The organism is Hydrogenophaga sp. FG152 (assembly GCF_057809615.1).
Genome location: NZ_JBMDKH010000001.1, coordinates 555,245 through 577,662 on the forward strand (window position 1 = coordinate 555,245; position 22,418 = coordinate 577,662).

The window sequence follows — 22,418 nt, forward strand, 5'->3', positions numbered from 1 at the left end:
ACCTATGGCCGACAAAAAAGCCGCCTCCAGTGAAAAAGCGCTCTACTGCTCGTTCTGCGGCAAGAGCCAGCACGAGGTCAAGAAGCTGATCGCCGGCCCCTCGGTGTTCATCTGCGACGAATGCATCGACCTGTGCAACGACATCATCCGTGACGAGTTGCCCGGCCTCGAATCCGTCAAGGCCTCGGGCGACGACGTGCCCACGCCGGCCCAGCTCAAGGCCAACCTGGACAACTACGTCATCGGGCAGCAGGCCGCCAAGCGCGCGCTGGCCGTGGCCGTCTACAACCACTACAAGCGCCTGCGCCACAAGGTCGCCGCCCGCAAGGACGACGTCGAGCTGGCCAAGAGCAACATTCTCCTGATCGGCCCCACCGGCTCGGGCAAGACGCTGCTGGCCCAGACCATGGCGCGCATGCTCAATGTGCCATTCGTGATGGCCGACGCCACCACGCTGACCGAAGCCGGGTATGTGGGCGAAGACGTGGAAAACATCGTCGCCAAGCTGCTGCAGAGCTGCAACTACGACGTCGAGCGCGCCCAGCAGGGCATCGTCTACATCGACGAAATCGACAAGATCACGCGCAAGTCCGACAACCCCTCCATCACCCGCGACGTGTCGGGCGAGGGCGTGCAGCAGGCCTTGCTCAAGCTGATCGAAGGCACGATGGCCTCGGTGCCGCCGCAGGGCGGGCGCAAGCACCCCAACCAGGACTTCCTGCAGGTCGACACCACCAACATCCTGTTCATCTGCGGCGGCGCGTTTGCCGGCCTGGAGAAGATCATCGAGAACCGCACCGAGGCCTCCGGCATCGGCTTCGGTGCCGTGGTCAAGAGCAAGAAGCAGCGCAGCATCACCGAATCGTTCAAGGAAATCGAGCCTGAAGACCTGATCAAGTTCGGCCTCATCCCCGAGCTGGTGGGCCGTGTGCCGGTGATCGCCGCGCTGTCGGAACTCAGTGAAGACGCGCTGGTCGAAATTCTCACCGAGCCCAAGAACGCGGTCGTCAAGCAGTTCTCCCGCCTGCTGGCGATGGAGGGTGCCGAGCTCGAAGTGCGGCCCGCCGCCCTCAAGGCGATCGCCCGCAAGGCCCTGGCCCGCAAGACGGGCGCGCGCGGTCTGCGCTCGATCCTGGAAAACGCGCTGATCGACACCATGTTCGATCTGCCTGGCATGAGCAATGTGGAGAAGGTGGTGGTCGATGAGTCGACCATCGAGGAAAACAAGCCGCCCTTGCTGGTGTACCGCGAGGCGGCCAAGCAGGCTTGACGCGCCGGCTTCGACCAACCCCGTCACGGATGCGTCCGGTTGAGATCGCTCGCACCGACCCCATTTACCCGTTTTAGTCGAGGTTGAAATGTCCGGACAGACCCCCCTTCCCAGCACGCCGGTTGAACTGCCACTCCTGCCCTTGCGCGATGTGGTCGTGTTCCCGCACATGGTCATTCCGCTGTTCGTGGGCCGGCCCAAGAGCATCAAGGCGCTGGAGTCCGCGATGGAGGCCGAGCGCCGCATCATGCTCGTGGCCCAGAAGGCCGCGGCCAAGGATGAGCCGTCGACCGACGACATGTTCGAAATGGGCTGCGTCGCCACCATCCTGCAGATGCTCAAGCTGCCCGACGGCACCGTGAAGGTGCTGGTCGAAGGTGTTCAGCGCGCCAAGGTGCTGACCATCCGCGATGGCGAAAGCCATTTCATCGCCAGTGTGAGCCCGGTCGACCCGGCCGTGGAGCGGGCCGACACCCAGTCCAACGAACTCGAAGCACTGCGCCGCGCCGTGATGCAGCAGTTCGACCAGTACGTCAAGCTCAACAAGAAGATCCCCTCGGAGATCCTCACCTCGATCTCCAGCATCGACGATCCGGGCCGCCTGGCCGACACGATCGCCGCGCACCTGCCGCTCAAGCTCGAGTCCAAGCAGGTGGTGCTGGACCTCGATCCGGTCAACAAGCGGCTGGAAAACCTGTTCGAACAGCTCGAGCGCGAGGTCGACATCCTCAACGTCGACAAGAAGATCCGCGGGCGCGTGAAGCGCCAGATGGAAAAGAACCAGCGCGACTTCTACCTGAACGAGCAGGTCAAGGCGATCCAGAAGGAGCTCGGCGAAGGCGAAGAGGGCGCCGACATCGAGGAGATCGAGAAGAAGATCAAGGCCGCCAAGATGCCCGCGGAAGCGCGCAAGAAGGCCGATGCCGAGTTCAAGAAGCTCAAGCTGATGTCGCCCATGTCGGCCGAGGCCACCGTGGTGCGCAACTACATCGATGCGCTGGTCGGCCTGCCCTGGAGCAAGAAGACCAAGATCAAGCACGACCTCGCGCATGCCGAGGCGGTGCTGAACGAAGACCACTACGGCCTGGAGAAGGTCAAGGACCGCATCCTCGAGTACCTCGCGGTGCAACAGCGCGTGGACAAGGTCAAGGCGCCCATCCTGTGCCTGGTTGGCCCACCCGGTGTGGGCAAGACCTCGCTTGGGCAGTCGGTGGCCAAGGCCACGGGCCGCAAGTACGTGCGCATGGCGCTGGGCGGCATGCGCGATGAAGCCGAGATCCGCGGCCACCGCCGCACCTACATCGGCGCCATGCCGGGCAAGGTGCTGCAGAGCCTGAACAAGGTCGGCACGCGCAACCCGCTGTTCCTGCTCGACGAGATCGACAAGCTGGGCACGGACTTCCGCGGCGATCCTTCGAGCGCGCTGCTGGAGGTGCTGGACCCCGAGCAGAACCACACCTTCGGTGACCACTACATCGAGGTCGACTTCGACCTGTCCGACGTGATGTTCGTCGCCACGTCGAACTCGATGAACATTCCGCCGGCCCTGCTGGACCGCATGGAGGTGATCCGCCTCTCGGGCTACACGGAAGACGAGAAGACCAATATTGCGATCCGCTACCTGCTGCCCAAGCAACTCAAGAACAACGGCATCCGCGAAGGCGAGCTGGACGTGCGCGACGACGCCGTGCGCGACATCGTGCGCTACTACACCCGCGAAGCCGGTGTGCGTTCGCTCGAGCGTGAACTCTCCAAGATCTGCCGCAAGGTGGTCAAGGGCCTGCTGCTCAAGAAGTACACGCCCACCGTGGTGGTGAATGCCGAGAACCTCAGCGAGTTCCTGGGCGTGCGCAAGTACAGCTACGGCCGAGCCGAGGCGCAGAACCAGGTGGGCCAGGTGGTCGGTCTGGCGTGGACGGAAGTCGGTGGCGATCTGCTGACCATCGAAGTGGCCATCATGCCTGGCAAGGGCGTGATCACGCGCACGGGTTCGCTCGGCGATGTGATGAAGGAATCGGTGGAAGCGGCCCGCACCGTGGTGCGAAGCCGCGCCCGCATGCTGGGCATCAAGGACGAGCAGTTCGACAAGCGCGACATCCACATCCACGTGCCCGATGGCGCCACGCCCAAGGATGGCCCGAGCGCCGGTGCGGCCATGACGACCGCGCTGGTCTCGTCGCTCACGGGCATTCCCGTGCGCGCCGATGTGGCCATGACGGGCGAGATCACGCTGCGCGGTGAAGTGACTGCGATCGGCGGCCTGAAGGAAAAGCTGCTGGCCGCTTTGCGTGGCGGCATCAAGACCGTGATCATCCCGGAAGAGAACGTGAAGGACCTCGCCGAGATTCCCGACAACGTGAAGCAGGGCCTGGAGATCGTGCCGGTGAAATGGATCGACAAGGTCCTCGCCATTGCGCTCGAACGCCAGCCCGTGCCGCTCACCGAAGAGGAAGTCGCGGCCCAGATCGCGGCGGCCAGCGTGAGCAAGCCGACGGCGTCTCCCGACGCGGTGAAACATTGATCAAAAAATTTCGGGGGGCTTGAAAGGGCCCCTTTTTTCGGGTTAGAATCATGGCTTACCGAAATGCAGCGGCAAACGCAATAGCAGATGCAGCAGCAGGTGGTAAGAAATGCGGGAATAGCTCAGTTGGTAGAGCGCAACCTTGCCAAGGTTGAGGTCGCGAGTTCGAATCTCGTTTCCCGCTCCAAATTCAAAAAGGGAAGCTCTGCTTCCCTTTTTTGTCGGAGTTTGAGATCGGTGTCTTTGGTGCCGGTCCTGACGGCGCGATAGCAAAGCGGTTATGCCCCGGATTGCAAATCCGGTTAGTCCGGTTCGACTCCGGATCGCGCCTCCAAAAAATACCGGTTCGAAACATCCAGCTCGCCCATGGCGGGCTTTTTTTTGTCTGTTCGCCGCAGCTCAGCCCTGGACATCCAGGGCGTTGGGTTCGAGCGGCAGGTTCTGCGCACCTCGCAGCAGGCCGATCACTTCCGCGAAGGCATGAACCTCGTCGCCCAGGCCTTCGGCGCGGAAGCTCGGCCGTTCCTGCCCCACCGCCGCGACGTGCGGCTTGATGGTCTGGGCAGACTTGCCGTCAAAGCTGGTGAAGGCCGCCCGCACGGGCGTTTGCACGACGCAGCGGCGCAGATCGAAGCCGGTCTCGCTGCCGATGAGGTAGATGCGGTCCTTCTGCATCGAGGCCGGCTCCATCGGCACGAACACCGCCAGGATGCAGTCGCCGGCCCTCACGCCAAAGCCCATGTCCCTGCGGGCGCGATAGTGGCAAAGCTCGGCCTCCTGGGCGGCGCGCCCACCGGCCATGTCTTCGGGCAGGCAGATGGCCAGGTCCTCGCCCGGGCCGATGGCCGGGACGAGCCGGGTCCCCTGGGGCAGGGCGTCGGCGTTGGGGTCGAGGAAGTAGCCGGGTGATTGCTGGGTCAGCGCGCAGAGGGTGAGCAGGGCCTCGTAGTCAGGGAGCACGTCGCCGGTGAGGAAGGCCGAGGCCAGGCTTTCGTCTACCCCCAGCCTGAAGCCCAGTTCGCGACTTTTTTCACGCATGGCGCCCGGAAAGCCCAGGCGATCCAGGCTCATTCTCAATCGAGCCCTAAAGAGCGCAGAAAGATCGCCGATAGACAGAGGTTCAAGACTTGGCATGAGGGCTGGGCGTTGGGGTGTGGGCGTCGCAAAGGGCTGGCTGCCATGGTAGACGCCAACCGGCTGGTTGGGCGTAACACCATGTCCCTTTCGGGCGCGTTGGCGACGCAGTTCAAGAACAGACAGGGGAATGTACACAGATGATGACAGCGCTGATGGACTCGCGGATTCAAGGCAATCTGCATCTGCCCACATATGAAAGGGCCATTCGCGCCGAAAACCTCAAGGCGCTGGCCCGGCGTTGGCACATCGCGCGCAGTTCCGAACTGGTCGACCCGCGTGTCATCGCACGCTGGTTCCCGGGGCAGCGCAACCTGCTGGAGCTGCTGGCCCTGCTGAGCGAGGACGAAGTCATCAAGCTGGCGGACTGCTCGCATCCGCTGTTTTCCATGATGATCCACACAGGACTTTTGCCCACGACATCGGCGTCGCTGGTGCAGCCGGGCGAATTCGAGGCCGCCAATCGCCAGGAGGCCTTCATGGCGCTGGCGGTGCGCGTCGACAGCATCAAGACCTCGTTCGACGAGGCCTGCGTGCTGTTCGATCTGTCCATGAGCGAAGCCGTGCACGTCCGCCGCTTCGGACCGCATGAACTCTGGGACATCTCGGCCAACCCCGGCCTGGTGATGTTTCCGGTGGCCAGTGACCACTACTTCGAGGCCGCCGCCACGCGCGACCTGACCTCTTCGCAGAAAACGCAGTTCATGGTCATGAGCCGGCGTTCGAAGAACCGCATTCACTGAAACCAGGGACATCACCATGATCAACACCGCGGGCCGAGCCCTCGCTTCTTCTGGACACAAACGCGTCCTCTTCGAGGACCAGGTATCGGACGAGCGATTCGAGGCCCTGATCGAGCTGACCTCGCGCACCAAGCTGATCGTCAAGCTGCTGGGCACCGACGTGGGCGAGCAGCGCATCAAAGAGGAGATGGACCGCCGTCTCGGGCAGTACGGTATCAAGGTCAAGCGGCCCAGAGGCCTGGGACAAACCACGACAGCCAAGACCTTCCTCGACAGCGCGGCGGAGCGCTTCGAGGCCTCGTACCTGATGGCCCTGCATTTCGGATCGCGCGGCATTGGCGAGTACGCCGTGGTCGAGACGAATTTCGGCAAGGCGCTGGACAAGATGATCGAGGTCTACAACAAGTACCGCCGGACGGTGCCGCCCGTGGGCGACAGCCAGCGCATCACGTTCGAGACCTATGCGTTGCTGATCGAGGGGCTGCAAAGCCGCGAGATCGAAGTCCGGCAGTGCGGTGCCTGCAACACCAAGCACCCGGTGGTCAAGCAGCACCAGGGCCCCGCGCATTGCCCTGCCTGCGCCACGCAGGACCTTCGCATGGACGAGGCGCGCGCCGAGGTGCAGGCCCGCATCGCCGCGTACCGCCAATCGCGCAACCAGATGCCGAAGTTTGGCTGACACCTTCCCTCTACGGGGCAAAACGGCACCGTAGACCGGGCGGCCGCCGAGGCATTGGGTAGAAGAATACCCGGATGCTTGAAACGTGGCCCTCATCCCTCCCGTCGCGCTCCTGGCCGATCCGCTCAGCACATGATGCGTTCGCGCCTTCCCGCGCGCGCGGCTCGGCATGACGCAGATCGTTTCGCTCAACGCGGCGCGCACCCGCCAGGCCAAGGCGGTCCAGGGTGGTGGGGGCACCGCCTACTGGCCCTTGCAGGCGCTGGAAACGGGTGGGCCCGAGCAGTGGATCCACGATGCGCTGGCTGGCCAGCCTTACGAGGGGTTCGGTCTGTCCTGCTGGGCGCAGCAGCCCAACCTCAAGGAAGCCACGCTCCGGCTGGCGTCCTTCATCACACCCTGTTGGCCCTCCGAGGATGGCTCCTCCCTTCTGGTGCGAGCCATCGGGGAAGCGGTCAAACGCTCCGAGGTGGCCGTCGGCAACGGTGAGACCTTTACCGGCCGTTTCGTGGGGGTCTACCTCTATGGCCTGACCATGCACGCGAAGGATGTGGCGCGGGTCTCCATCTCTGGCGTGGACCGGTTCGGCATGGTCCAGCGCTGGCGGCACTTCTCGGAGCCCTTGCAGGCCTGGGCGGTGCGCCATGGCATCGACACGCTGGTCGCCGAGGTGTCGGATCCCTTGCCCGCCGAGGTCACCATCGTGGGCATCCGCACGCACATGGTCGTGCGGGTGTCGGACCCCATCGACACCGGCTACCTCATGAAACACGCGGCCCAGGGGTGATGGTGAGGTCGGTTGCCCATGCACAGCGATGACCACGCCCAACTGTACGGGCTGAGCGCACGGCGCGCGCCGCGGCACAATCCGGCGTCCTGTTTCGCATGCCACAAGTACCTGCTCTCCAGCATCATCCAGGTGTTGCAGGAGCGCGAGCATGCGCCACGGCAGGGGCCTGCCGTGATGCTTCGCGTGGTCCACGCGCATTCACAGCTCGATGTCGACTCGGGCCCTGGATCGCTCGATTTCACCGAAACCAGCGCCTGGGGCGAACTGCGCTCGGGCGACCCCCACGAGCCTCGGCCGTTTGCCCTGTCGGTGTTCGACACCGGGAGCACCGCGGGCCTGGGCGGCACGCTGGCCGACATGCTCTTTCGACTGGCGCCCATTCCGTGGGCACAGACCGCCAGCCTCACCGACGAGGAGGTCGCGCACAACAGCGTCGTGCACCTCGCGTTCGCACCGCGCCTGCCGGACGATCCCCTGGTTGTTCACAGTTGCAACGCGGCGGGGCAGGGCGTGACCCACCTGCGCCGGTCGGACCGCTGGCAACGTGTCTCCGGCGAAGAGGTCGTGCAGGCCGCATTGAGGCATGCGCACATGATGGGCAGGGGCCCCTCCCAGTCTGGCAACCCGCGGCAGGCCCCCGATGTGCCCACCGCCACGCCTTCCGGCGAGGCCTTCACCAGCACCAGCGAGATTCTCAAGGCCTTCGATCACATCCTCGTGCGGGCCGCCGTGCGAGAGCTGCAGAACCAGGAGGCGATGGAGAGCGGCCGCAGGAGCGTTTGGTTGTGAGCCGAACGCCCAGGAGCGAACCTTGTTGTACCCCCTGAACATCCCTTGCCTGCGCAGTGCCGCCGATCGGGCGTCGGCGCCCGCGGCCACCACCGTGCCCGCCCGGCTCAGCGCTGCCGGGGCCGGTCCCGGTGTCGATCTGGGGGTGGTCGTCCATCTGTGGTCCGAGCATTCCCCGCCCGACGGCAAGGCGCTGTGTGGTGCGCGGCCCAGCGGCATCTTCCGTCGATGGCAAGCCCGGCGGGGCGAGCCGGTGTCCTGTGTGAAGTGCCTGGCGGTTCTGGCGGAGGAGAACGCCATGGGCCGCGAGCCTGCCGCCCCCGATGCTCGAACCGTGGAACCGTTTGCTGGAGTCTGTGCACCATGAACCCATCCCTCGTGTCTTCCGCCACACCCGGCTTTCGCCCGCGAGACGACATTCATCCGGATGACCGCGCGGGCGACGTCATCCCCCTGTACCAGCACACGGTCAAGACCCCGCACATGAAAGCCATGCAGGACGTGCTGGACATCACCGCGGTGATCGACTCGGTGCTGGCGCGCGACTTCGGCGGCAAGGGCCGGGGCATCCACTCCAAGCTCGACAGCGTGCGCCACCCGGTGCCGGCGCGGCTGGACCGGCGGCTGCGGTATCTCGCGGCCGTGCGCAACAAGGCCCTCAACGAGCCGGACTGGGAGATTCCGCAGCGCGAGCGCTACCTGGCCGAATGCCGAGCCGCCGCCATCCGCCTGCTCGACATCGGTCGCCGGCGCCAGCGCAGGGCGCATCTGCTGCACCGCTGGCTGGCGCGCCTGTCGGGCGGCTGAGCGCCGCCTGCGCGATCAGCACCCGAGCGCGGCCAGGCCGGACGCCGCCATCGCCGTTTCCACCGGCAGCGTGAAGTAGACCGCACAGCCGTGGCCCGGCGTGCTGTCGAGCCAGATGCGGCCGTTGTGGCGCTGCACGATGCGCTGGCACAGAGCCAGGCCCGCGCCGTGGCCCTCGAAGTCCAGCGTGTGGTGCTGGCGCTGGAACATGAGGAACAGGTTGCTGGCCTTGGCGACGTCGAAGCCGGCGCCGTTGTCCACGATGAAGAACCGGCAGGTGCCGTCGCTCTCCGTGCGGCAGCCGATCTGGATTTCGGCCGGCTCGACCTTGCGCGTGAACTTCATGGCGTTGTCCAGCAGCCGCGTGAACAGGTCGGTCACCATCGCCGCGTCGGCCACCACCGTCGGCAGATCGGGCTGGATCTCCCACTGGATATGGCGGTCGGGGGCGGCCTGCCGCAGGCGCGAGACCACACCTTCGAGCACGCTGTTCATCGCCAACCGCTCGGGGTGCAGGTCGATGCGGCCGATGCGCGAGTAGGTCAGCAGGTTCTCGATCATCGCGTTCAGGCGCTGCGAGGCCCGCTTCATGGCATCGCGGAAATGCCGGATCTCTTCACTGGCGTTCTCGCCCAGTTCCTCGGCGATGAGGCCGGCGAAGGTGTTGATGTGCCGCACCGGCCCACGCAGATCGTGCGTGATGGAGTGGGTGAAGATGTCCAGGTCCTTGTTCGGCACGGTGTGCTGGCGCACTCGCTGGGTCACGCGCCGGTCCAGTTCGGCGTTGAGGTCGTTCATGACCCGGTCCAGGTCTTTCATCGCGGTCATGTCGCGCGTGATGCAGGACAAGCCTTCGAGCTCGCCGTTGTCGCCGCGCAGGGCCGTGATCAAGGTCTGGCCCCAGAACGCCTCCGCACCGGCGCGCTTGAGCCAGCCGCGGGTTTCCCATTGGCCGCGATCGATGGCCAGCCGGATGGTGTCGTCGATGCCGATCTCCGCCTCTTCACCGACGCGCGGCGCGGCCATGTCGGCCAGGTGCATGTTGCCCACCTGTTCCCGGGAAAAGCCGTGCAGGCGGTGCGCGCTCTCGCTCCATTCGGTGATGCGGCCCACCGGGTCGAGGAAGTAGATGCAGGAGTCCTGCAGCGCATCGGCCATGAGGTCGAAGCGGCGCTTGTTCTGCGCGAGGTCATCGACGCGCGCTCGCCCGGCGACGTCCTTCGTTTCGACGAAGACCCCGAGGACCACGCCGTCGTGCACGTCGGGCGTGAACGAGGTCTCGGTGAAGGTGTGGGCTCCGCCCGGCGTGGACTGCTCCGTGAGCCTCAGCTGTTTCTCGCCACCCAGGGCCTGCATGAAGCGCGGCAGCAGGGCGGGCAGGGCGTCCTGGGGAAAACAGTCCTGGAACGGCCGGCCTTCCAGTGCCGAAGGGTCGATGCGCAGGCTGTCGCAGAAGGCCTGGTTGCCAAAGCGGCAGCGCAGATCGAGGTCGAAGTGCGCGAGTTGCCATGGCAATCGGTCGGCGATCGAACGCGCCAGCGCCGCCTGTTCCTGCAACCGCTCGATCGTCAGGCCGCAGGAGGCCTTTTCTGCGGCCTGGGTCGAGGGGGGCGCGGACGGTTCAAGGGTGGGCATGGGGAGAGGTGCTTTCTGTCGGTGGCGCTGCTGTCCCGTCTGGGCGGCGCTTGCGGCGTCAACCATACCAGCAGCCTGTGGCGGCGGTGCGACTCGGCGTTGCGTCCTGCGTCCAACGCCCTCAAATTTTTCCGCCCATTCCGAGCAAATTGACACGCTTGGGCGGCCCCCGATGGAGGGCGCCACCCACACAGGGACGGGCATGTGTGGCATGGCGCCGCGCTTTAGTTCGAAAGCAGTCGTTTGTCGATGTCGTGTCGCGCGAGGCCGGACCTACGGGGGGATTTGGACTCAAAGAGCGAAGTGGTCGAGGGGGGGCCAGCGCCAAGAATCCACCGGTACCCCAACAGGACCCATCGAATGAATGCACTCAGGCTCATGCGCGACAAGCTGCCCTCGGGGAAAGCCTTGGGCGGCGCCTTGCGTCCTGAACTGATGTCCCGCCTGCTGCCGGTCGTGCTGCTGGCGATCGGCATCACGGCCCTGGTGATGATGTTCCTGTGGAACGACCAGGCCAGCTACAAGCCGGTGTTCGGTGCGCGCGAGCAGGTGCCGGTGTCGGACATGATGGCCGCGCTGGATGCCGAAGGCATCGCCTACCGGCTGCACCCCGAGTCGGGCCAGGTGCTGGTCTCGTCCTCCGACCTCGGCCGCGCCCGCATGCTGCTGGCGGCCAAGGGCGTCACCGCGCGCCTGCCCGAGGGGCTGGAACTGATGGACAAGAACGACCCGCTGGGTGTCACGCAGTTCGTGCAGGACATCCGCTTCCGCCGCGGCCTGGAAGGCGAGCTGGTGCAGAGCATCACCTCGATGGACGCCGTGCGCTCGGCCCGCGTCCACCTGTCCGTGGCGCGCTCCTCGACCTTCGTGCTCAACGCCCAGGACAAGAGCACGGCCTCGGTGGTGTTGAGCCTGCACCCCGGCCGCACGCTGGGCAACGAGCAGATCGCCTCCATCATCCAGCTCGTGGCCGGCAGCGTGTCCAACCTGGACCCGTCCCGCGTGAGCGTGGTCGATCAGGCCGGCCGCCTGCTCTCCGCGCGCGTCGATGTGAAGGACGGCATCGACCAGGGCAGCTTCGCCGACGAGGCGGTGCGCAAGGCGCAGAACGACATCCTGCAGAACGCGCACCAGCTGCTGCAGCCGCTGCTGGGCGCGGGCAACTACAACGTGAGCGTGGCGGTCGAGCTCGGTCAGGACCGCGTGCAGGAAACCCAGGAGCGCTACGGCGATGCGCCCAAGGTCACCAACGAAGCGTCGCGCGAGGAGAGCAACCGCGACCGCGTGGCGCTCGGTGTGCCGGGCTCGCTCAGCAACCGCCCGGCCACACCGGCGCCGGACGCGAACGAGGCTCCCAACACCGCCGAGCGCAGCGCCGTCACCCGGCAGTTCGCCTACGACCGCAGTGTCACCACCATCCAGCGCGCGCGCGGCCAGCTCAAGAAGCTCAGTGTGGCCGTGGTGCTCAACGAAGGTGCCGCCCCCGGCGGTGCCGCCAGCTGGGGGCCTCAGGAAATCGCGCGCATGGAAAGCCTGCTGCGCGGCGGCCTGGGCATCAACGCCGAGCGCGGCGACCAGCTTGTGGTCTCGGCGCTGGCCTTCCCCGGTGCAGCACCCGCCGTGCCCTGGTACGCGGAACGCGAGACCGTGTTCGAGTTCGTGACCTGGGGCCTGTATGCCCTGGGCGCGCTGCTCGCCTACTTCCTGCTGGCGCGCCCGCTGCTGCGCCTTCTGCGTGAGCGCGGCAAGCCCGCCGCCGAAGTCGGCATGACCGACCTGATCGCCCTCGAAGGCGGCCCTGGCGCAGCCGAGGAGGCGCCCGCGCTGGCCCAGCCGTCTCAGGCCGTTGCGGCGCTGCCCAACAAGGTCCAGCCGTCGGCCTCCGGCGCGATGGTGCCGCTGCTCGCCGACTACGACCTGCCGCCGCCCGGTTCGCCGGTGGAGGTGCTGGTCAATCACTTGAAGGTGCTGGCCCAGAAGGAGCCCGAGCGCGTCGCCGAAGTTGTCAAACAGTGGGTCCAGAAAAATGCCGCCATCACCTGATCAGGAAGGGGCCGACAGCGGCTCGCTCTCGGCCACCGAACAGGCTGCCATCGTGCTCCTGAGCATGGGCGAGCAGCCGGCCGCGGCTGTGTTGCAGCACCTCTCGCGCGAGGAACTGCTGGACGTCACCCAGGTCATGTCGCGCATGAGCGGCATCAAGGTGGACATGGCCCGCACGGCCCTGCAGCGCTTCTTCGACGACTACCGCGAGCAAAGCGGCGTGCACGGCGCCTCACGCGCCTACCTCAAGAGCTCGCTGGACATGGCGCTGGGCGCGAACATCGCCAGCAGCGTGCTCACCCGCATCTACGGCGACGCCATCCGGCCGAAGATGGCCCGGCTGCAGTGGGCCTCATCGCGCTGGATCGCCGACCGCATCGCAGCCGAGCACGAGCACATGCAGGCGGTCTTCCTGGCCTTCCTGCCCTCGGCACTGGCCAGCGAGGTCATCGAGCGGCTGCCCGAGGAAAACCGCGACGCGGTGCTGATGCAGATCGCCCAGCTCGGCCATGTGGAGCACGACATCCTGCGCGAACTCGAGGTGCTGGTGGATGCGTACCTGGCGAGCCTGGAAACCCAGAGCGCCACGGTGGAGGGCGTGCGCCAGGCCGCCGAGATCATCAACCGCCTGCCCGGCAACCGCCAGAAGATGGTCGAGCAGATGCGGGCGCGCGATCCGGCCGTCATGGCTCGGATCGAGGTCAGCATGTACGACTTCTTCATCCTCTCGCGACAGACCGAGGAAGTCATCACCCGCATCATCGAAACCTCGCCGCTGGACCTGTGGGCCGTGGCGCTCAAGGGTGCGGACCCCGAGGTGCGCCGCAAAGTGCTGCAGGCCATGCCGAGGCGCCAGGCGCAATCCTTCGAAGACACGCTGCGTCGCACCGGACCGGTACCGCTCAGCCGCGTCGAGCAGGCACGCGCCGAGATCATGCGCGAGGTCAAGGCGCTGGTGGACCGCGATGAGATCCAGATCCAGCTGTTTGCCGAGGCGGTGGTCGCATGAAGATCTACCGGCCGCACCGCTTCCCGCCGCTGAGCCGCTTCACGCCGGTCCAGGCGCTGTCGCCCGGCGACGCCGAGAGCGCGCAGGCGGCGCTGGCCGAAGGCTTTCAGCAGGGCATGGACCGCGGCTACCGCGAAGGCTATGACAGCGGGGCGGAGCGCGGCCAGGCCGAAGGCCGCCTGCAAGGGCTCCAGGAAGGCCGAGACGAAGGGCTGGCCGAGGCCCGTGCCGCCGTGCTGGCCCGCTGGCAGGTGTATGCGGCGCCAGTGGACGCCGCGCTCGCGGCCCTGCACCAGGCCCAGGACGATTACCAGAAGGCCCTGCGCAGCGAGGTCGTCGATCTGGTGGGCAAGGTGGCCCGGCAGGTGATCCGCGCCGAGCTCACGCTGCAGCCCGCGCAGTTGCTGGCCCTGGTCGAGGAGTCCCTCAAGAGCATGCCGCCTGCCACCGGCGAGATCGAGGTGTTCCTCAACCCGGAAGACCTGGAGCGCATCCGCGACCTGGACCCCGTGCGCGCCCGCACGTGGAAACTCATGGCAGACAGCCGCCTCGACGCCGGTGAATGCCGGGTGCACTGCGGCGGCCAGGAGGCCGACGCCGGCTGCCGCCACCGGCTGCAGGCCTGCATGGAACAGATCGGCGCGCAGCTGCTCGACGCCGAGCCTGCCGCAGGCGAGGCGGGCGCGCCCACGGAGCTCGCCGCATGATTGCCGAGCGCCTCAAGTCCGTTGAACTCACCGACGTGCCGGTCTCCGTTCCCACGGGGCGGCTGGTGGGCGTGGCGGGCATGCTGCTGCACGTCAAGGGCTGCCAGCTTCGCATCGGCCAGCGCTGCCGCATCGAAGCCGGACCGGGCGAGTGGGTCGAGGCGCAGGTGGTGGGCTTTCGCGACGAGACCACCTCGGTCATGCCCTTCAAGAAAACCGACGGTCTGAGCGCCGGCGCGCGGGTGCTGCCGATGGCGTCGGACAGCGAGCTGCTGATCGGCCCGTCCTGGCTGGGTCGCATCGTCAACGGCCTGGGCGAACCCATGGACGGACTGGGGCGCCTGGGCGGCGAGCACCGCCTGGGCAGCCAGCCCCCGCGCGTGGACCCCTTGCGCAAGCGGCCGGTGCACGAACCGCTGGATGTCGGCGTGCGCGCGATCAACGGCCTGCTCACCCTCGGCCGCGGCCAGCGCGTGGGCCTGATGGCCGGCAGCGGCGTGGGCAAGAGCGTGCTGCTCGGCCTGGTCACGCGCCAGACCGTGGCCGACGTGGTCGTGGTCGGGCTCATCGGTGAACGGGGCCGCGAGGTCCGGGAGTTCATCGACCTCTCCCTCGGCCCGGCCGGCCTGCGCCGTGCGGTGGTCGTGGTCGCGCCGGCCGACGAATCGCCACTGATGCGCCTGCGCGCCACCGAGCTCTGCCACTCCATCGCCGCGCACTACCGCGACCGGGGCCAGAACGTGTTGCTGCTGCTGGACTCGCTCACCCGGTACGCCATGGCGCAGCGCGAAGTCGCCCTCTCGCTCGGCGAGCCGCCGGCCACGCGCGGTTATCCGCCGTCCGTGTTCAGCGTGCTGCCGCAGCTGGTGGAAAGCGCGGGCAATGGGGAGGGCGAGGGCAGCATGTCCGCCATCTACACCGTGCTGGCCGAAGGCGATGACCAGCAGGACCCGGTGGTGGACACCGCGCGCGCCATCCTGGACGGCCACATCGTGCTCTCGCGCGCCCTGGCCGAGCGCGGCCACTACCCGGCCATCGACATCGGCCAATCCATCAGCCGCTGCATGTCGCTGGTGGCCGGGCAGGCGCACATCGCCGCCGCGCGCTCCATGAAGGCGCTGCTGTCGAGCTACCAGCAGGTGCGCGACCTGCTGCCCATGGGCGCCTACGTGCCGGGCGCCGACCCGCAGGCCGACCGGGCCGTGAGCCTGTACCCGCGCATCGAGGCCTACCTGCACCAGGGCGTCAAGGAGAGCGCGCCCCTGACCGACTGCCTGCGCGACCTGAGCGAGCTGATGGCATGAACCCGCCCACCTACCTCGTCACCCTCGGCCACCTGGTCACCGCGCGCGAGCGCGAGCAGGAGCGCATCGGCGCCGAGCTGAGCCGCCAGCAGTCGGTGCGCGAGCGCATGCAGCGCAGCGTGGATCGGCTGCACGCCATCTGCGACGCCGCCGGGCCCTCGGGCGCCCAGCCCTTCCTGCTGGCCGCGAACTGCGCGGCCTACAAGCAGTCGGTGATGGGCCTGGCGCAGGAGCAGCAGCGCAGCCTGGAGCGCCACAGCGCCGAGGTGGAGGCTACCCGCGTGGCCCTGCACGCCGCCTTTCGCCAGCGCGAAGGTGTGGCCCAGGTGCTGCACAAGCGCGAGAGCGAATGGCGCCTGGCCGGCGAAGTGCGGGCGCGAAAACAGCTCGACGACGTGGCCCTGACCGTCTGGCGCCGGACCACCCCGCGATGAAAAAAAACCGCCACCCCCTTCAAAAACCGCTGCTCCCGGTCGCCTTACCGGGCATGGGCGGGGCTTTTCCTGCCTGATCAGGAGCAACCATGGACATCAACCCGACCCAGATGGCGACCCAGCTCGCCACCATCTACACGCAGGGCACGCAGGACATCATCACGCGCGACAGCAAGAGCGCCGATGCCACCAACGCGGGCTACACCCGCCTGCGCTCGGCCCTCTCGGCGTTCAACACCGCGATGGACGCGCTCTCGGGCAAGAAGGGCCTGGTCAAGAACAGCGTGAGCTTCGCCGGCAGTTCGGGCGCCACCGGCACGGCCTCGGCTTCGGCCCAGCCCGGCACCTACAGCTTCTTCGTCGAGGCCGTGGCCTCCAACCACCAGATCGCCTTCGCCGACCTGCCCGCCGTGCCGGTGGCCACCGGTGGTCCGCTGGTGATCCAGCAGGCCGACGGCAGCAGCTTCAACGTCAACCTGCTGATGGCCGACGCCGATGGCAACGGCACCATCTCGCAGACCGAGATCGCGCGCGCCATCAACCAGGCCTCGGGCAACGCGGGCAAGGTGACGGCCCAGGTGGTCAACACCGGCAACGGCTCCCAGCTGATCCTCTCGTCCGGCGCCAGCGGCGAGGACGGCGCGATCACCGTCGACGCCAGCGGCCTGCCCGCCGGGGCGCTCAAGAACGCCCTGAGCGCCACGCCCAACGAGCTGGCGCAGGCGCGCGACGCGGTGGTGTGGCTGGGCGACCAGGGCACGGGCGTGCGCATCCAGCAGGCCAGCAACACCGTGACCGCCATCGACGGCGTGACCCTCAGCCTCACCCGCGCCATGTCCACGGGCGACGCCCCCGCCACGCTGACCGTGGCCGCCGATGAGGCCGGCACCGCCGACAACGTGCGCAGTTTCGTGACCGCCTTCAACACCTTGCAAGGCGTCATCAACGACCTCACCAAGACCGACATCAACGCGGCCGCACGAGGCGTCTTCGCCAGCGACAGCAGCGTTCGCGCGCTGCGCACCCGACTCAACGACATCCTGCGCCAGGACTTTGGCGGCGTGCGCATGTCCGAGCTGGGCATCTCCACCGACCGTCAGGGCGCGCTCACCTTCGACGCGGCCAAGCTGAAGAAGACGCTGGACGTCAAGCCCGACGCGCTGGACAAGGCCTTCGGCTCGTCCAGCCTGTCGGCGCCCTCGGGCGTGTTGGGCTCGATGAACACCTACCTCAAGACCTGGCTCGACTCGGGCAACGGCCAGATCAAGCGCCGCCAGGACTCGGTGCAGACCCTGCAGCGCGACATCACCCACCGCCAGGCGCGCCTGGACGAGCAGTTCGCGATGTCCTACGAGCGCTACCTGCTGCAGTTCACCCAACTTCAATCCCTGATGGGTCAGCTCAACCAGACCTCGGGCATGTTCGGATCGTCCACCTCGGCCACCGCCTGAGGACCGACCGCACCGCCCGTCACCACCCCAGACGAGGACTTCCTTGACATACGACGCATACGAGAGCTACGCCCAGGTCGACCTGGGCGCCCAGACGGCACAGGCCTCGTCCGTGCAGCTGGTGCTCATCCTGATGAACGGCCTGCAGGACGAGCTGGCGCGCGCGCGCGCCCACATCGAAGGCAGCCGCTTCGAGGCCAAGGCGCGCAGCCTCGACAAATGCGTCGGCATGCTCAATGGCCTGTCCAGTTCGCTGGACACGGACGCCGGTGGCGAGGTGGTCGCGCAGGTCGCGCAGGTTTACGACTACTGCGCCCGCCGCCTGCACGAGGCCGGGGTCCGGCTCGACGTGGGCATGGTCGACGAAGTGGGCCGTCTGCTGCGCACGCTGCAGGAAGGCTGGGAAGGCATGCAGGCCCACCATGGATAAGCGCCAGGCGTTCCTGGACCTGGCGGCGCGCCTGCGCCACGAGACGCAGGCCGCCGACTGGGCCGCGTTGGCCCGCACCGATCAACAGCTCGCCGCGCTGCTCGCCCGCCTGCCCGCCGTGGCGGCACTGAGCGCGCCGGAGCAGGCCGCGCACCACGCACTGCGGCAGGCGCACGAGGCCGCGCGCACCGCCTGCGCGCAGGCCCATGCCCAGGCCCACGAGCGCCTGCAGGCGCTGTGCGACCAGCGCACCGGCTGGACCGCCTACGCCCTGAGCACCGACCTGCAGGAGGCCTCGCCATGAACGCCGCATCCCCCATCCTCAACCTCGCCCCCGCCGTGCCGGCACCGATCGGTGCCGCGCCGGTCGCGCCGTCAGCCGATGGACAGGCCGCGCTGCCGGGCGATTTCGCCGACCTGCTGGCCGTGGGCGAAGGCGCGGAGCCCGTCGAGGACGCCGGCCCCACCTTTCCCACCGAGATCGGCCTGCTAGATGAAGAGCCGGCGGCCGATGACGGTGAGCAGGCGCGCGACGACGGCCCGGCCGAACCCACGGAGGCGATGCTGTCCGCCGCCCTGGCCAAGGTGCAGTGGACGGTGGGTGTGGAGCGCGCGCTGCAGCTGGCGCTGCGCTCCTCGCAGGCCGCACCCCCCGCGCCCGCCGCGCCGCCGCCGGGCGCCGCGCCCGTGGCCCTGTTCCCTACCAGCCCGGCACCCGCGACGTCCCTTGCGGCTGTGCCCGTGCCCGCCGATGCCGCCGTGTCCGACGCCTCGACGCCGTTGCCGGCGGCCGCACCGGCCGGGCAGGGCAGCACCACGGCCGATGCCGGCGCGCGCGCACCGCGCTTCGAACTGCCGCCGGTGCAGCCCGGTCCTGCCGCCGTGACCGCGCCGGCCGGGGGCGGCACGTTCGTGCTCGAAGGCGACAGCGTGCGCCTGCCCGCCGCCGAGCCCGACCTGTGGCAGCGCCCGCTGGCGCAGGCGCTGGGCGATCGGCTGCAGGTGCAGGCCTCGCAAGGCATCGAGCAGGCCCGCATCCGGCTGGAGCCGCCGGCCCTGGGCCGCATCGACATCGTGCTGCGCCAGGAGGCCGGCCAGCTGCAGGTGCAGCTCAGTGCGTCCCACCACGACGTGGTGCGCCAGCTGCAGGCCATGGGCGAAGGCCTGCGGCAGGAACTCACGCACAAGCAGGGCAGCCCCGTCACGGTGCAGGTGTTCGAAGACCGCGCGCTCGCCGACGGCCGCTCCTCGCACCGAGAACGCCAACACCCGCCGCAGCAGGAAGACCGGCCCGGCCAGGGCCTGCTGAGTGAATCGAAGGCCGACCGGCGCGCCTTCTCCCTGGCCTGAAGCGCCACCGACCGACCGCCACCGAGCCTGCCCGCATGAAAAAAGTCAAACTGATCTCCCTCGTCGTCGGCGTCGCGCTGCTCACCGCCGTGGGCGGCGGCGCGGCGGCCTACTGGCTGCTGCGCCCGGCCAAGCCGGCCGTGGCCGGCGCCCCGGCGCCCGACAAGCGCGAGTACCGCTACGTCACGCTGGACAAGGTCATCGTGATGCTGCGTGGGCGCGAAGGCGGCCCGCTGACCAACTACCTCGCGGTGGACCTGGTGTTCAAGACCCCCGTGGCCGACGAGGCGCAGACCAAGCAGCAACTGCCCAAGCTGCGCTCGATCGCGGTCCGCTCGCTCTCCGAGTTCACGCTCGAACAGGCCGGCATGCTCACCATCCCCGCGCTTTCCGACCATGTGCAGAAGGCCTACGTCGAGAGCTTCAAGTCCGAGGCGCGGGCCATGCCCTTCGGTGAAGTGATGATCGGCAAGCTCATCATCGAGTGAGCGACGGCATGTACGGCGGTTACACCGAGATGGCCAGCGTGGCCGCGGCCGAGCTCGGCGCGGCGGACGAGCAGAAGCACCTGCTGGCGTTCACGCCGCTGGTGCGGCGCACCGTGCGCCAGCTCAGCTCGCAGGTCGGTGGCACCATGGACCGCGACGACATGATGCAGATCGGCCTCATGGGCCTGCTCGAGGCCCTGCGCCGCTACGGCGAGCCCGACGACCGTTTTCCCGCCTTCGCCAGCCTGCGGGTGCGCGGCGCCATCCTGGACGAGCTGCGCCGCCAGGACTGGCGGCCGCGCTCGGTGCGCCAGGAGAGCTTTCGCCTCAAGACCGAGGTGCGCGAACTCACGAAGCGCATCGGGCGCGAACCCACCGAAGCCGAGGTGCTGGCCGGGCTGGACATCAGCCCCGAGGCCTACCTGGCCTACCAGCAGGACAGCAACGCCGAAACCCTGGCCAGCTTCGACGACATGTTCGACGCGCTCTCCAACGAGGCCTCCGCCCAGCGCTCGCCGGAGGCCGAACTGGTGCTCAAACGAAGCCTACAGCAGGCTTTGGGCACGTTGAGCGAGCGTGAACAGCGCGTGATTCAGCTCTACTACGAATACGAACTGAGCCTCAAGGAGATCGCGGCGGTGCTGGGCTTGACCGAAGCCCGCATCTGCCAGATCAACAAGGCCGCCCTGCAGAAGATGAAAACCGTCCTGCAGACCGACTGACCGACTGACCGACTGACCGATTTTTCAAAGCCCCAGCCATGCAACTCTTCGTCGGCGCCCTTGTCATCCTCCTCACCGTCTTCGGCGGCTTCCTGCTGGGCGGCGGAGACCTCGCGGTGGTCTGGGAACCGGTGGAACTGCTGATCATCGGCGGCGCCGGCCTGGGCGCCATCATCGTCGGCAACCCGCGGCACGTGCTCAGCGAGATGGGCATCCAGCTGCGCAAGCTGGTCGGCTCGCGCAAGCAGGGCGAGGAGTTCCAGCGCCAGCTGCTGCTGCTCATGTACGAGCTGCTGCAGACCGCCGCCGGCGGCATCAAGGCCCTGGACGCCCACGTGGAAGAGCCGCACAAGAGCGCGATCTTCATGAAGTACCCGCTGGTGCTCGACGAACCCAAGCTGCTGCACTTCATCGTCGACAACTTCCGCCTGATGGCCATCGGCAAGATCAACGCCCATGAGCTGGAGGGCGTGCTGGAGCAGGAGCTCGAGACCATCCACGAGGAACTGAACCAGCCGGCCAAGTCGCTGCACAAGATCGCCGAGGCCATGCCCGGCTTCGGCATCCTGGCCGCCGTGCTGGGCATCGTGATGGCGATGAACTCGGTGGGCGCCGGTGCCGGCGCGGGTGAGATCGCGGCCAAGGTGGCCGCGGCCATGGTCGGCACCTTCATCGGCATCTTCCTGTGCTACGCCGTGCTCGACCCCATCAGCAACATGATGAAGCAGCTGGTGAAGGAAGAGATGTCGCACATGGAAGCCGTCAAGGTGGTGCTGGTCACCCATGTGTCGGGCAAGGTCGCGCTGCTGGCCATCGACGCCGGGCGCCGCCTGGTGCAACTGAACATCAAGCCCAGCTTCTCCAAGCTGGAGTCCTGGATCAACGCGCTGGAGGGCCGCGAAGAGGAACCCCGGCAGCAGTTCAACCGCCGCGCGGGGGATCGCCGTGTCCAAGCTTGACCACGCCACCATCGTCAAGCGCGCCTCGCGGCGCCACGACGAAGAGGCGCACGGCGGGGCCTGGAAGGTGGCCTTCGCCGATTTCGTGCTCGCGCTCATGTGCCTGTTCATGGTGCTGTGGGTGCTCGCCGCGCGCGACAAGGAAGAGCTCAGCGGCCTGATGTCCGCCAGCGGAGGGCACGTGGTCAACGAAGGGCGCGGCCCCCGCGTCGAAACCGTGGGTGGTCCGCGCGGCAGCCTGATCGAGCGTTTTCCCATGCCGGCCCGCGGGTCGGGTGGTGGCCCGATGGCGGGCGAGCAGGTGGGCGAGGTGCAGCCGCGCGAACCGGGCCAGCGCGTGCGCTACGAAACGCCCGCGCAGCTGCAGGACCTGGCCGAGCTGCTCAAGCTGATGAGCGAGCAAGCGGGCCTGCAGGCCAACCTGCAGACCATCGTCACGCCCTACGGGCTGCGCATCATGCTGCACGACACCGACCGCGAAGGCATGTTCCAGCTCGGCAGCGCGACGCCCGGCGCGAAATTCAAGGACATGCTGCGGCGCATGGGCCCGCTGTTCGCGAAGATCGAGAACAGCATGCTCATCGTCGGCCACACCGACGCCAGGCCCTATGCCGGCGCGGGCCCGCACACCGCATCGAACTGGACGCTGTCGAGCGAGCGCGCCGCCGCCGCGCGCGCACACCTGATGGATGGTGGCATGCCCGCGCGCAACGTGTTGCAGGTGGTCGGCATGGCCGATCGTGCGCCCTTCGAAACCGGGGACGCCCACGCCAGCGTGAACCGGCGCATCGAATTGCTCGTGCTCACCGAAGGCCAGAGCGGGGCCATCGCCGCCATGTTCGGCGCGCCCACGGACCAGCACCCGCTGGTGCCCGGCGTGCAGACCGAGATGCCCAGCCTGGACGTGCTCGCGGCGCTGCGCGCCTCTCTGCTCAAGGCCAGCCAGGGCATCCCCGGCCTGCAGCAGGTGATGGACCGCGGCGCCAGCCACCCCCCCGTCACCCCATGAACGCCCTTCAGGCCGCAGGCGAATGCAAACCCGACGAACGCGAGGAGATCGCATGAGAATTTCCGGCAACCCCGGCACCGAGCCCGCCGCCGCAGCGCGCGCCGCCGACGCGCCCCCCACCGACGCGGCCAGCGCCGGCGCGGG

General features: G+C 67.9%; 23 protein-coding genes and 2 tRNA genes. 23 read left to right on the forward strand and 2 right to left on the reverse strand.

Annotated features, from left to right (window positions below; genetic code table 11):
* Nucleotides 1-4 precede the first annotated feature (4 nt).
* The 4 genes from clpX to ACODTB_RS02690 all read left to right on the forward strand — a co-directional run bounded on the left by clpX (nucleotide 5) and on the right by ACODTB_RS02690 (nucleotide 4,125).
* Complete coding sequence (gene clpX / locus ACODTB_RS02675; protein WP_291112456.1) at nucleotides 5-1,270, forward strand: ATP-dependent Clp protease ATP-binding subunit ClpX; 1,266 nt, start codon at nucleotides 5-7, stop codon at nucleotides 1,268-1,270.
* Between the two features lie 88 nt (nucleotides 1,271-1,358).
* Nucleotides 1,359-3,791 (forward strand): endopeptidase La, encoded by a 2,433-nt coding sequence (lon, locus tag ACODTB_RS02680; protein WP_488929077.1) that lies wholly within the window; start codon nucleotides 1,359-1,361, stop codon nucleotides 3,789-3,791.
* A 111-nt stretch (nucleotides 3,792-3,902) separates the two neighbouring features.
* Nucleotides 3,903-3,978 (forward strand) — tRNA-Gly (locus tag ACODTB_RS02685).
* 73 nt (nucleotides 3,979-4,051) lie between these two features.
* A tRNA-Cys gene (locus ACODTB_RS02690) sits at nucleotides 4,052-4,125 on the forward strand.
* A 65-nt stretch (nucleotides 4,126-4,190) separates the two neighbouring features.
* Here the strand turns inward: ACODTB_RS02690 and ACODTB_RS02695 are convergent.
* Nucleotides 4,191-4,862, reverse strand: coding sequence for a hypothetical protein (locus tag ACODTB_RS02695; protein WP_291112463.1), 672 nt, complete (start codon nucleotides 4,860-4,862; stop codon nucleotides 4,191-4,193).
* A 218-nt stretch (nucleotides 4,863-5,080) separates the two neighbouring features.
* Between ACODTB_RS02695 and ACODTB_RS02700 the strand changes: the two genes are divergently transcribed.
* From ACODTB_RS02700 to ACODTB_RS02725, 6 genes are all read left to right on the forward strand, one after another.
* Complete coding sequence (locus ACODTB_RS02700; RefSeq protein WP_291112465.1) at nucleotides 5,081-5,668, forward strand: hypothetical protein; 588 nt, start codon at nucleotides 5,081-5,083, stop codon at nucleotides 5,666-5,668.
* A gap of 16 nt (nucleotides 5,669-5,684) precedes the next feature.
* Nucleotides 5,685-6,347 (forward strand): hypothetical protein, encoded by a 663-nt coding sequence (locus tag ACODTB_RS02705; RefSeq protein ID WP_291112467.1) that lies wholly within the window; start codon nucleotides 5,685-5,687, stop codon nucleotides 6,345-6,347.
* 169 nt (nucleotides 6,348-6,516) lie between these two features.
* Nucleotides 6,517-7,134, forward strand: coding sequence for a hypothetical protein (locus tag ACODTB_RS02710; RefSeq protein ID WP_291112469.1), 618 nt, complete (start codon nucleotides 6,517-6,519; stop codon nucleotides 7,132-7,134).
* Between the two features lie 18 nt (nucleotides 7,135-7,152).
* Nucleotides 7,153-7,926: a hypothetical protein gene (locus tag ACODTB_RS02715; protein ID WP_291112471.1), complete on the forward strand. Its 774-nt coding sequence runs from the start codon at nucleotides 7,153-7,155 to the stop codon at nucleotides 7,924-7,926.
* A gap of 22 nt (nucleotides 7,927-7,948) precedes the next feature.
* A complete protein-coding gene (locus tag ACODTB_RS02720; RefSeq protein WP_291112473.1) occupies nucleotides 7,949-8,293 on the forward strand; it encodes a PTS sugar transporter subunit IIA in 345 nt (114 codons plus the stop codon).
* Nucleotides 8,290-8,733 (forward strand): hypothetical protein, encoded by a 444-nt coding sequence (locus tag ACODTB_RS02725; RefSeq protein ID WP_291112475.1) that lies wholly within the window; start codon nucleotides 8,290-8,292, stop codon nucleotides 8,731-8,733. The genes ACODTB_RS02720 and ACODTB_RS02725 overlap by 4 nt, the downstream gene beginning before the upstream one ends.
* A gap of 15 nt (nucleotides 8,734-8,748) precedes the next feature.
* On the opposite strand, the gene ACODTB_RS02730 is transcribed toward ACODTB_RS02725, so the two are convergent.
* Entirely contained in the window at nucleotides 8,749-10,368 is a 1,620-nt protein-coding gene (locus ACODTB_RS02730) for a sensor histidine kinase (protein ID WP_291112477.1), read from the reverse strand.
* Between the two features lie 360 nt (nucleotides 10,369-10,728).
* Here ACODTB_RS02730 and fliF point away from each other — a divergent pair, with 360 nt between their 5' ends.
* From fliF to ACODTB_RS02795, 13 genes are all read left to right on the forward strand, one after another.
* The gene (fliF, locus tag ACODTB_RS02735; RefSeq protein WP_291112479.1) at nucleotides 10,729-12,411 is read left to right on the forward strand and encodes a flagellar basal-body MS-ring/collar protein FliF; all 1,683 of its coding nucleotides are present in this window, start codon (nucleotides 10,729-10,731) and stop codon (nucleotides 12,409-12,411) included.
* On the forward strand, nucleotides 12,395-13,420 hold the full coding sequence (locus tag ACODTB_RS02740; RefSeq protein ID WP_291112481.1) for a FliG C-terminal domain-containing protein: 1,026 nt from the start codon (nucleotides 12,395-12,397) through the stop codon (nucleotides 13,418-13,420). The genes fliF and ACODTB_RS02740 overlap by 17 nt, the downstream gene beginning before the upstream one ends.
* On the forward strand, nucleotides 13,417-14,127 hold the full coding sequence (gene fliH, locus ACODTB_RS02745) for a flagellar assembly protein FliH (RefSeq protein WP_291112483.1): 711 nt from the start codon (nucleotides 13,417-13,419) through the stop codon (nucleotides 14,125-14,127). Before ACODTB_RS02740 ends, fliH begins: the two co-directional genes overlap by 4 nt.
* Complete coding sequence (gene fliI / locus ACODTB_RS02750) at nucleotides 14,124-15,431, forward strand: flagellar protein export ATPase FliI (RefSeq protein WP_291112485.1); 1,308 nt, start codon at nucleotides 14,124-14,126, stop codon at nucleotides 15,429-15,431. The genes fliH and fliI overlap by 4 nt, the downstream gene beginning before the upstream one ends.
* The gene (locus tag ACODTB_RS02755; protein ID WP_291112487.1) at nucleotides 15,428-15,865 is read left to right on the forward strand and encodes a flagellar FliJ family protein; all 438 of its coding nucleotides are present in this window, start codon (nucleotides 15,428-15,430) and stop codon (nucleotides 15,863-15,865) included. The genes fliI and ACODTB_RS02755 overlap by 4 nt, the downstream gene beginning before the upstream one ends.
* Before the next feature lie 89 nt (nucleotides 15,866-15,954).
* Nucleotides 15,955-17,316 carry a flagellar filament capping protein FliD gene (fliD, locus tag ACODTB_RS02760; protein WP_291112489.1) on the forward strand — a complete coding sequence of 454 codons (1,362 nt, stop codon included), beginning with the start codon at nucleotides 15,955-15,957 and terminating at the stop codon, nucleotides 17,314-17,316.
* Nucleotides 17,317-17,359: 43 nt separating this feature from the next.
* Nucleotides 17,360-17,746, forward strand: a complete 387-nt coding sequence (gene fliS / locus ACODTB_RS02765) for a flagellar export chaperone FliS (RefSeq protein WP_291112491.1) — start codon at nucleotides 17,360-17,362, stop codon at nucleotides 17,744-17,746.
* The gene (locus ACODTB_RS02770; protein ID WP_291112493.1) at nucleotides 17,739-18,050 is read left to right on the forward strand and encodes a hypothetical protein; all 312 of its coding nucleotides are present in this window, start codon (nucleotides 17,739-17,741) and stop codon (nucleotides 18,048-18,050) included. The genes fliS and ACODTB_RS02770 overlap by 8 nt, the downstream gene beginning before the upstream one ends.
* The gene (locus tag ACODTB_RS02775) at nucleotides 18,047-19,096 is read left to right on the forward strand and encodes a flagellar hook-length control protein FliK (protein WP_488929078.1); all 1,050 of its coding nucleotides are present in this window, start codon (nucleotides 18,047-18,049) and stop codon (nucleotides 19,094-19,096) included. The genes ACODTB_RS02770 and ACODTB_RS02775 overlap by 4 nt, the downstream gene beginning before the upstream one ends.
* Nucleotides 19,097-19,131: 35 nt before the next feature.
* The gene (locus ACODTB_RS02780) at nucleotides 19,132-19,584 is read left to right on the forward strand and encodes a flagellar basal body-associated FliL family protein (protein ID WP_291112496.1); all 453 of its coding nucleotides are present in this window, start codon (nucleotides 19,132-19,134) and stop codon (nucleotides 19,582-19,584) included.
* An 8-nt stretch (nucleotides 19,585-19,592) separates the two neighbouring features.
* Complete coding sequence (gene fliA, locus ACODTB_RS02785) at nucleotides 19,593-20,306, forward strand: RNA polymerase sigma factor FliA (RefSeq protein ID WP_291112557.1); 714 nt, start codon at nucleotides 19,593-19,595, stop codon at nucleotides 20,304-20,306.
* 38 nt (nucleotides 20,307-20,344) lie between these two features.
* Nucleotides 20,345-21,265 carry a flagellar motor stator protein MotA gene (gene motA, locus ACODTB_RS02790; protein ID WP_291112498.1) on the forward strand — a complete coding sequence of 307 codons (921 nt, stop codon included), beginning with the start codon at nucleotides 20,345-20,347 and terminating at the stop codon, nucleotides 21,263-21,265.
* Nucleotides 21,252-22,274 (forward strand): flagellar motor protein MotB, encoded by a 1,023-nt coding sequence (locus ACODTB_RS02795; RefSeq protein ID WP_291112500.1) that lies wholly within the window; start codon nucleotides 21,252-21,254, stop codon nucleotides 22,272-22,274. The genes motA and ACODTB_RS02795 overlap by 14 nt, the downstream gene beginning before the upstream one ends.
* Nucleotides 22,275-22,418 lie beyond the last annotated feature (144 nt).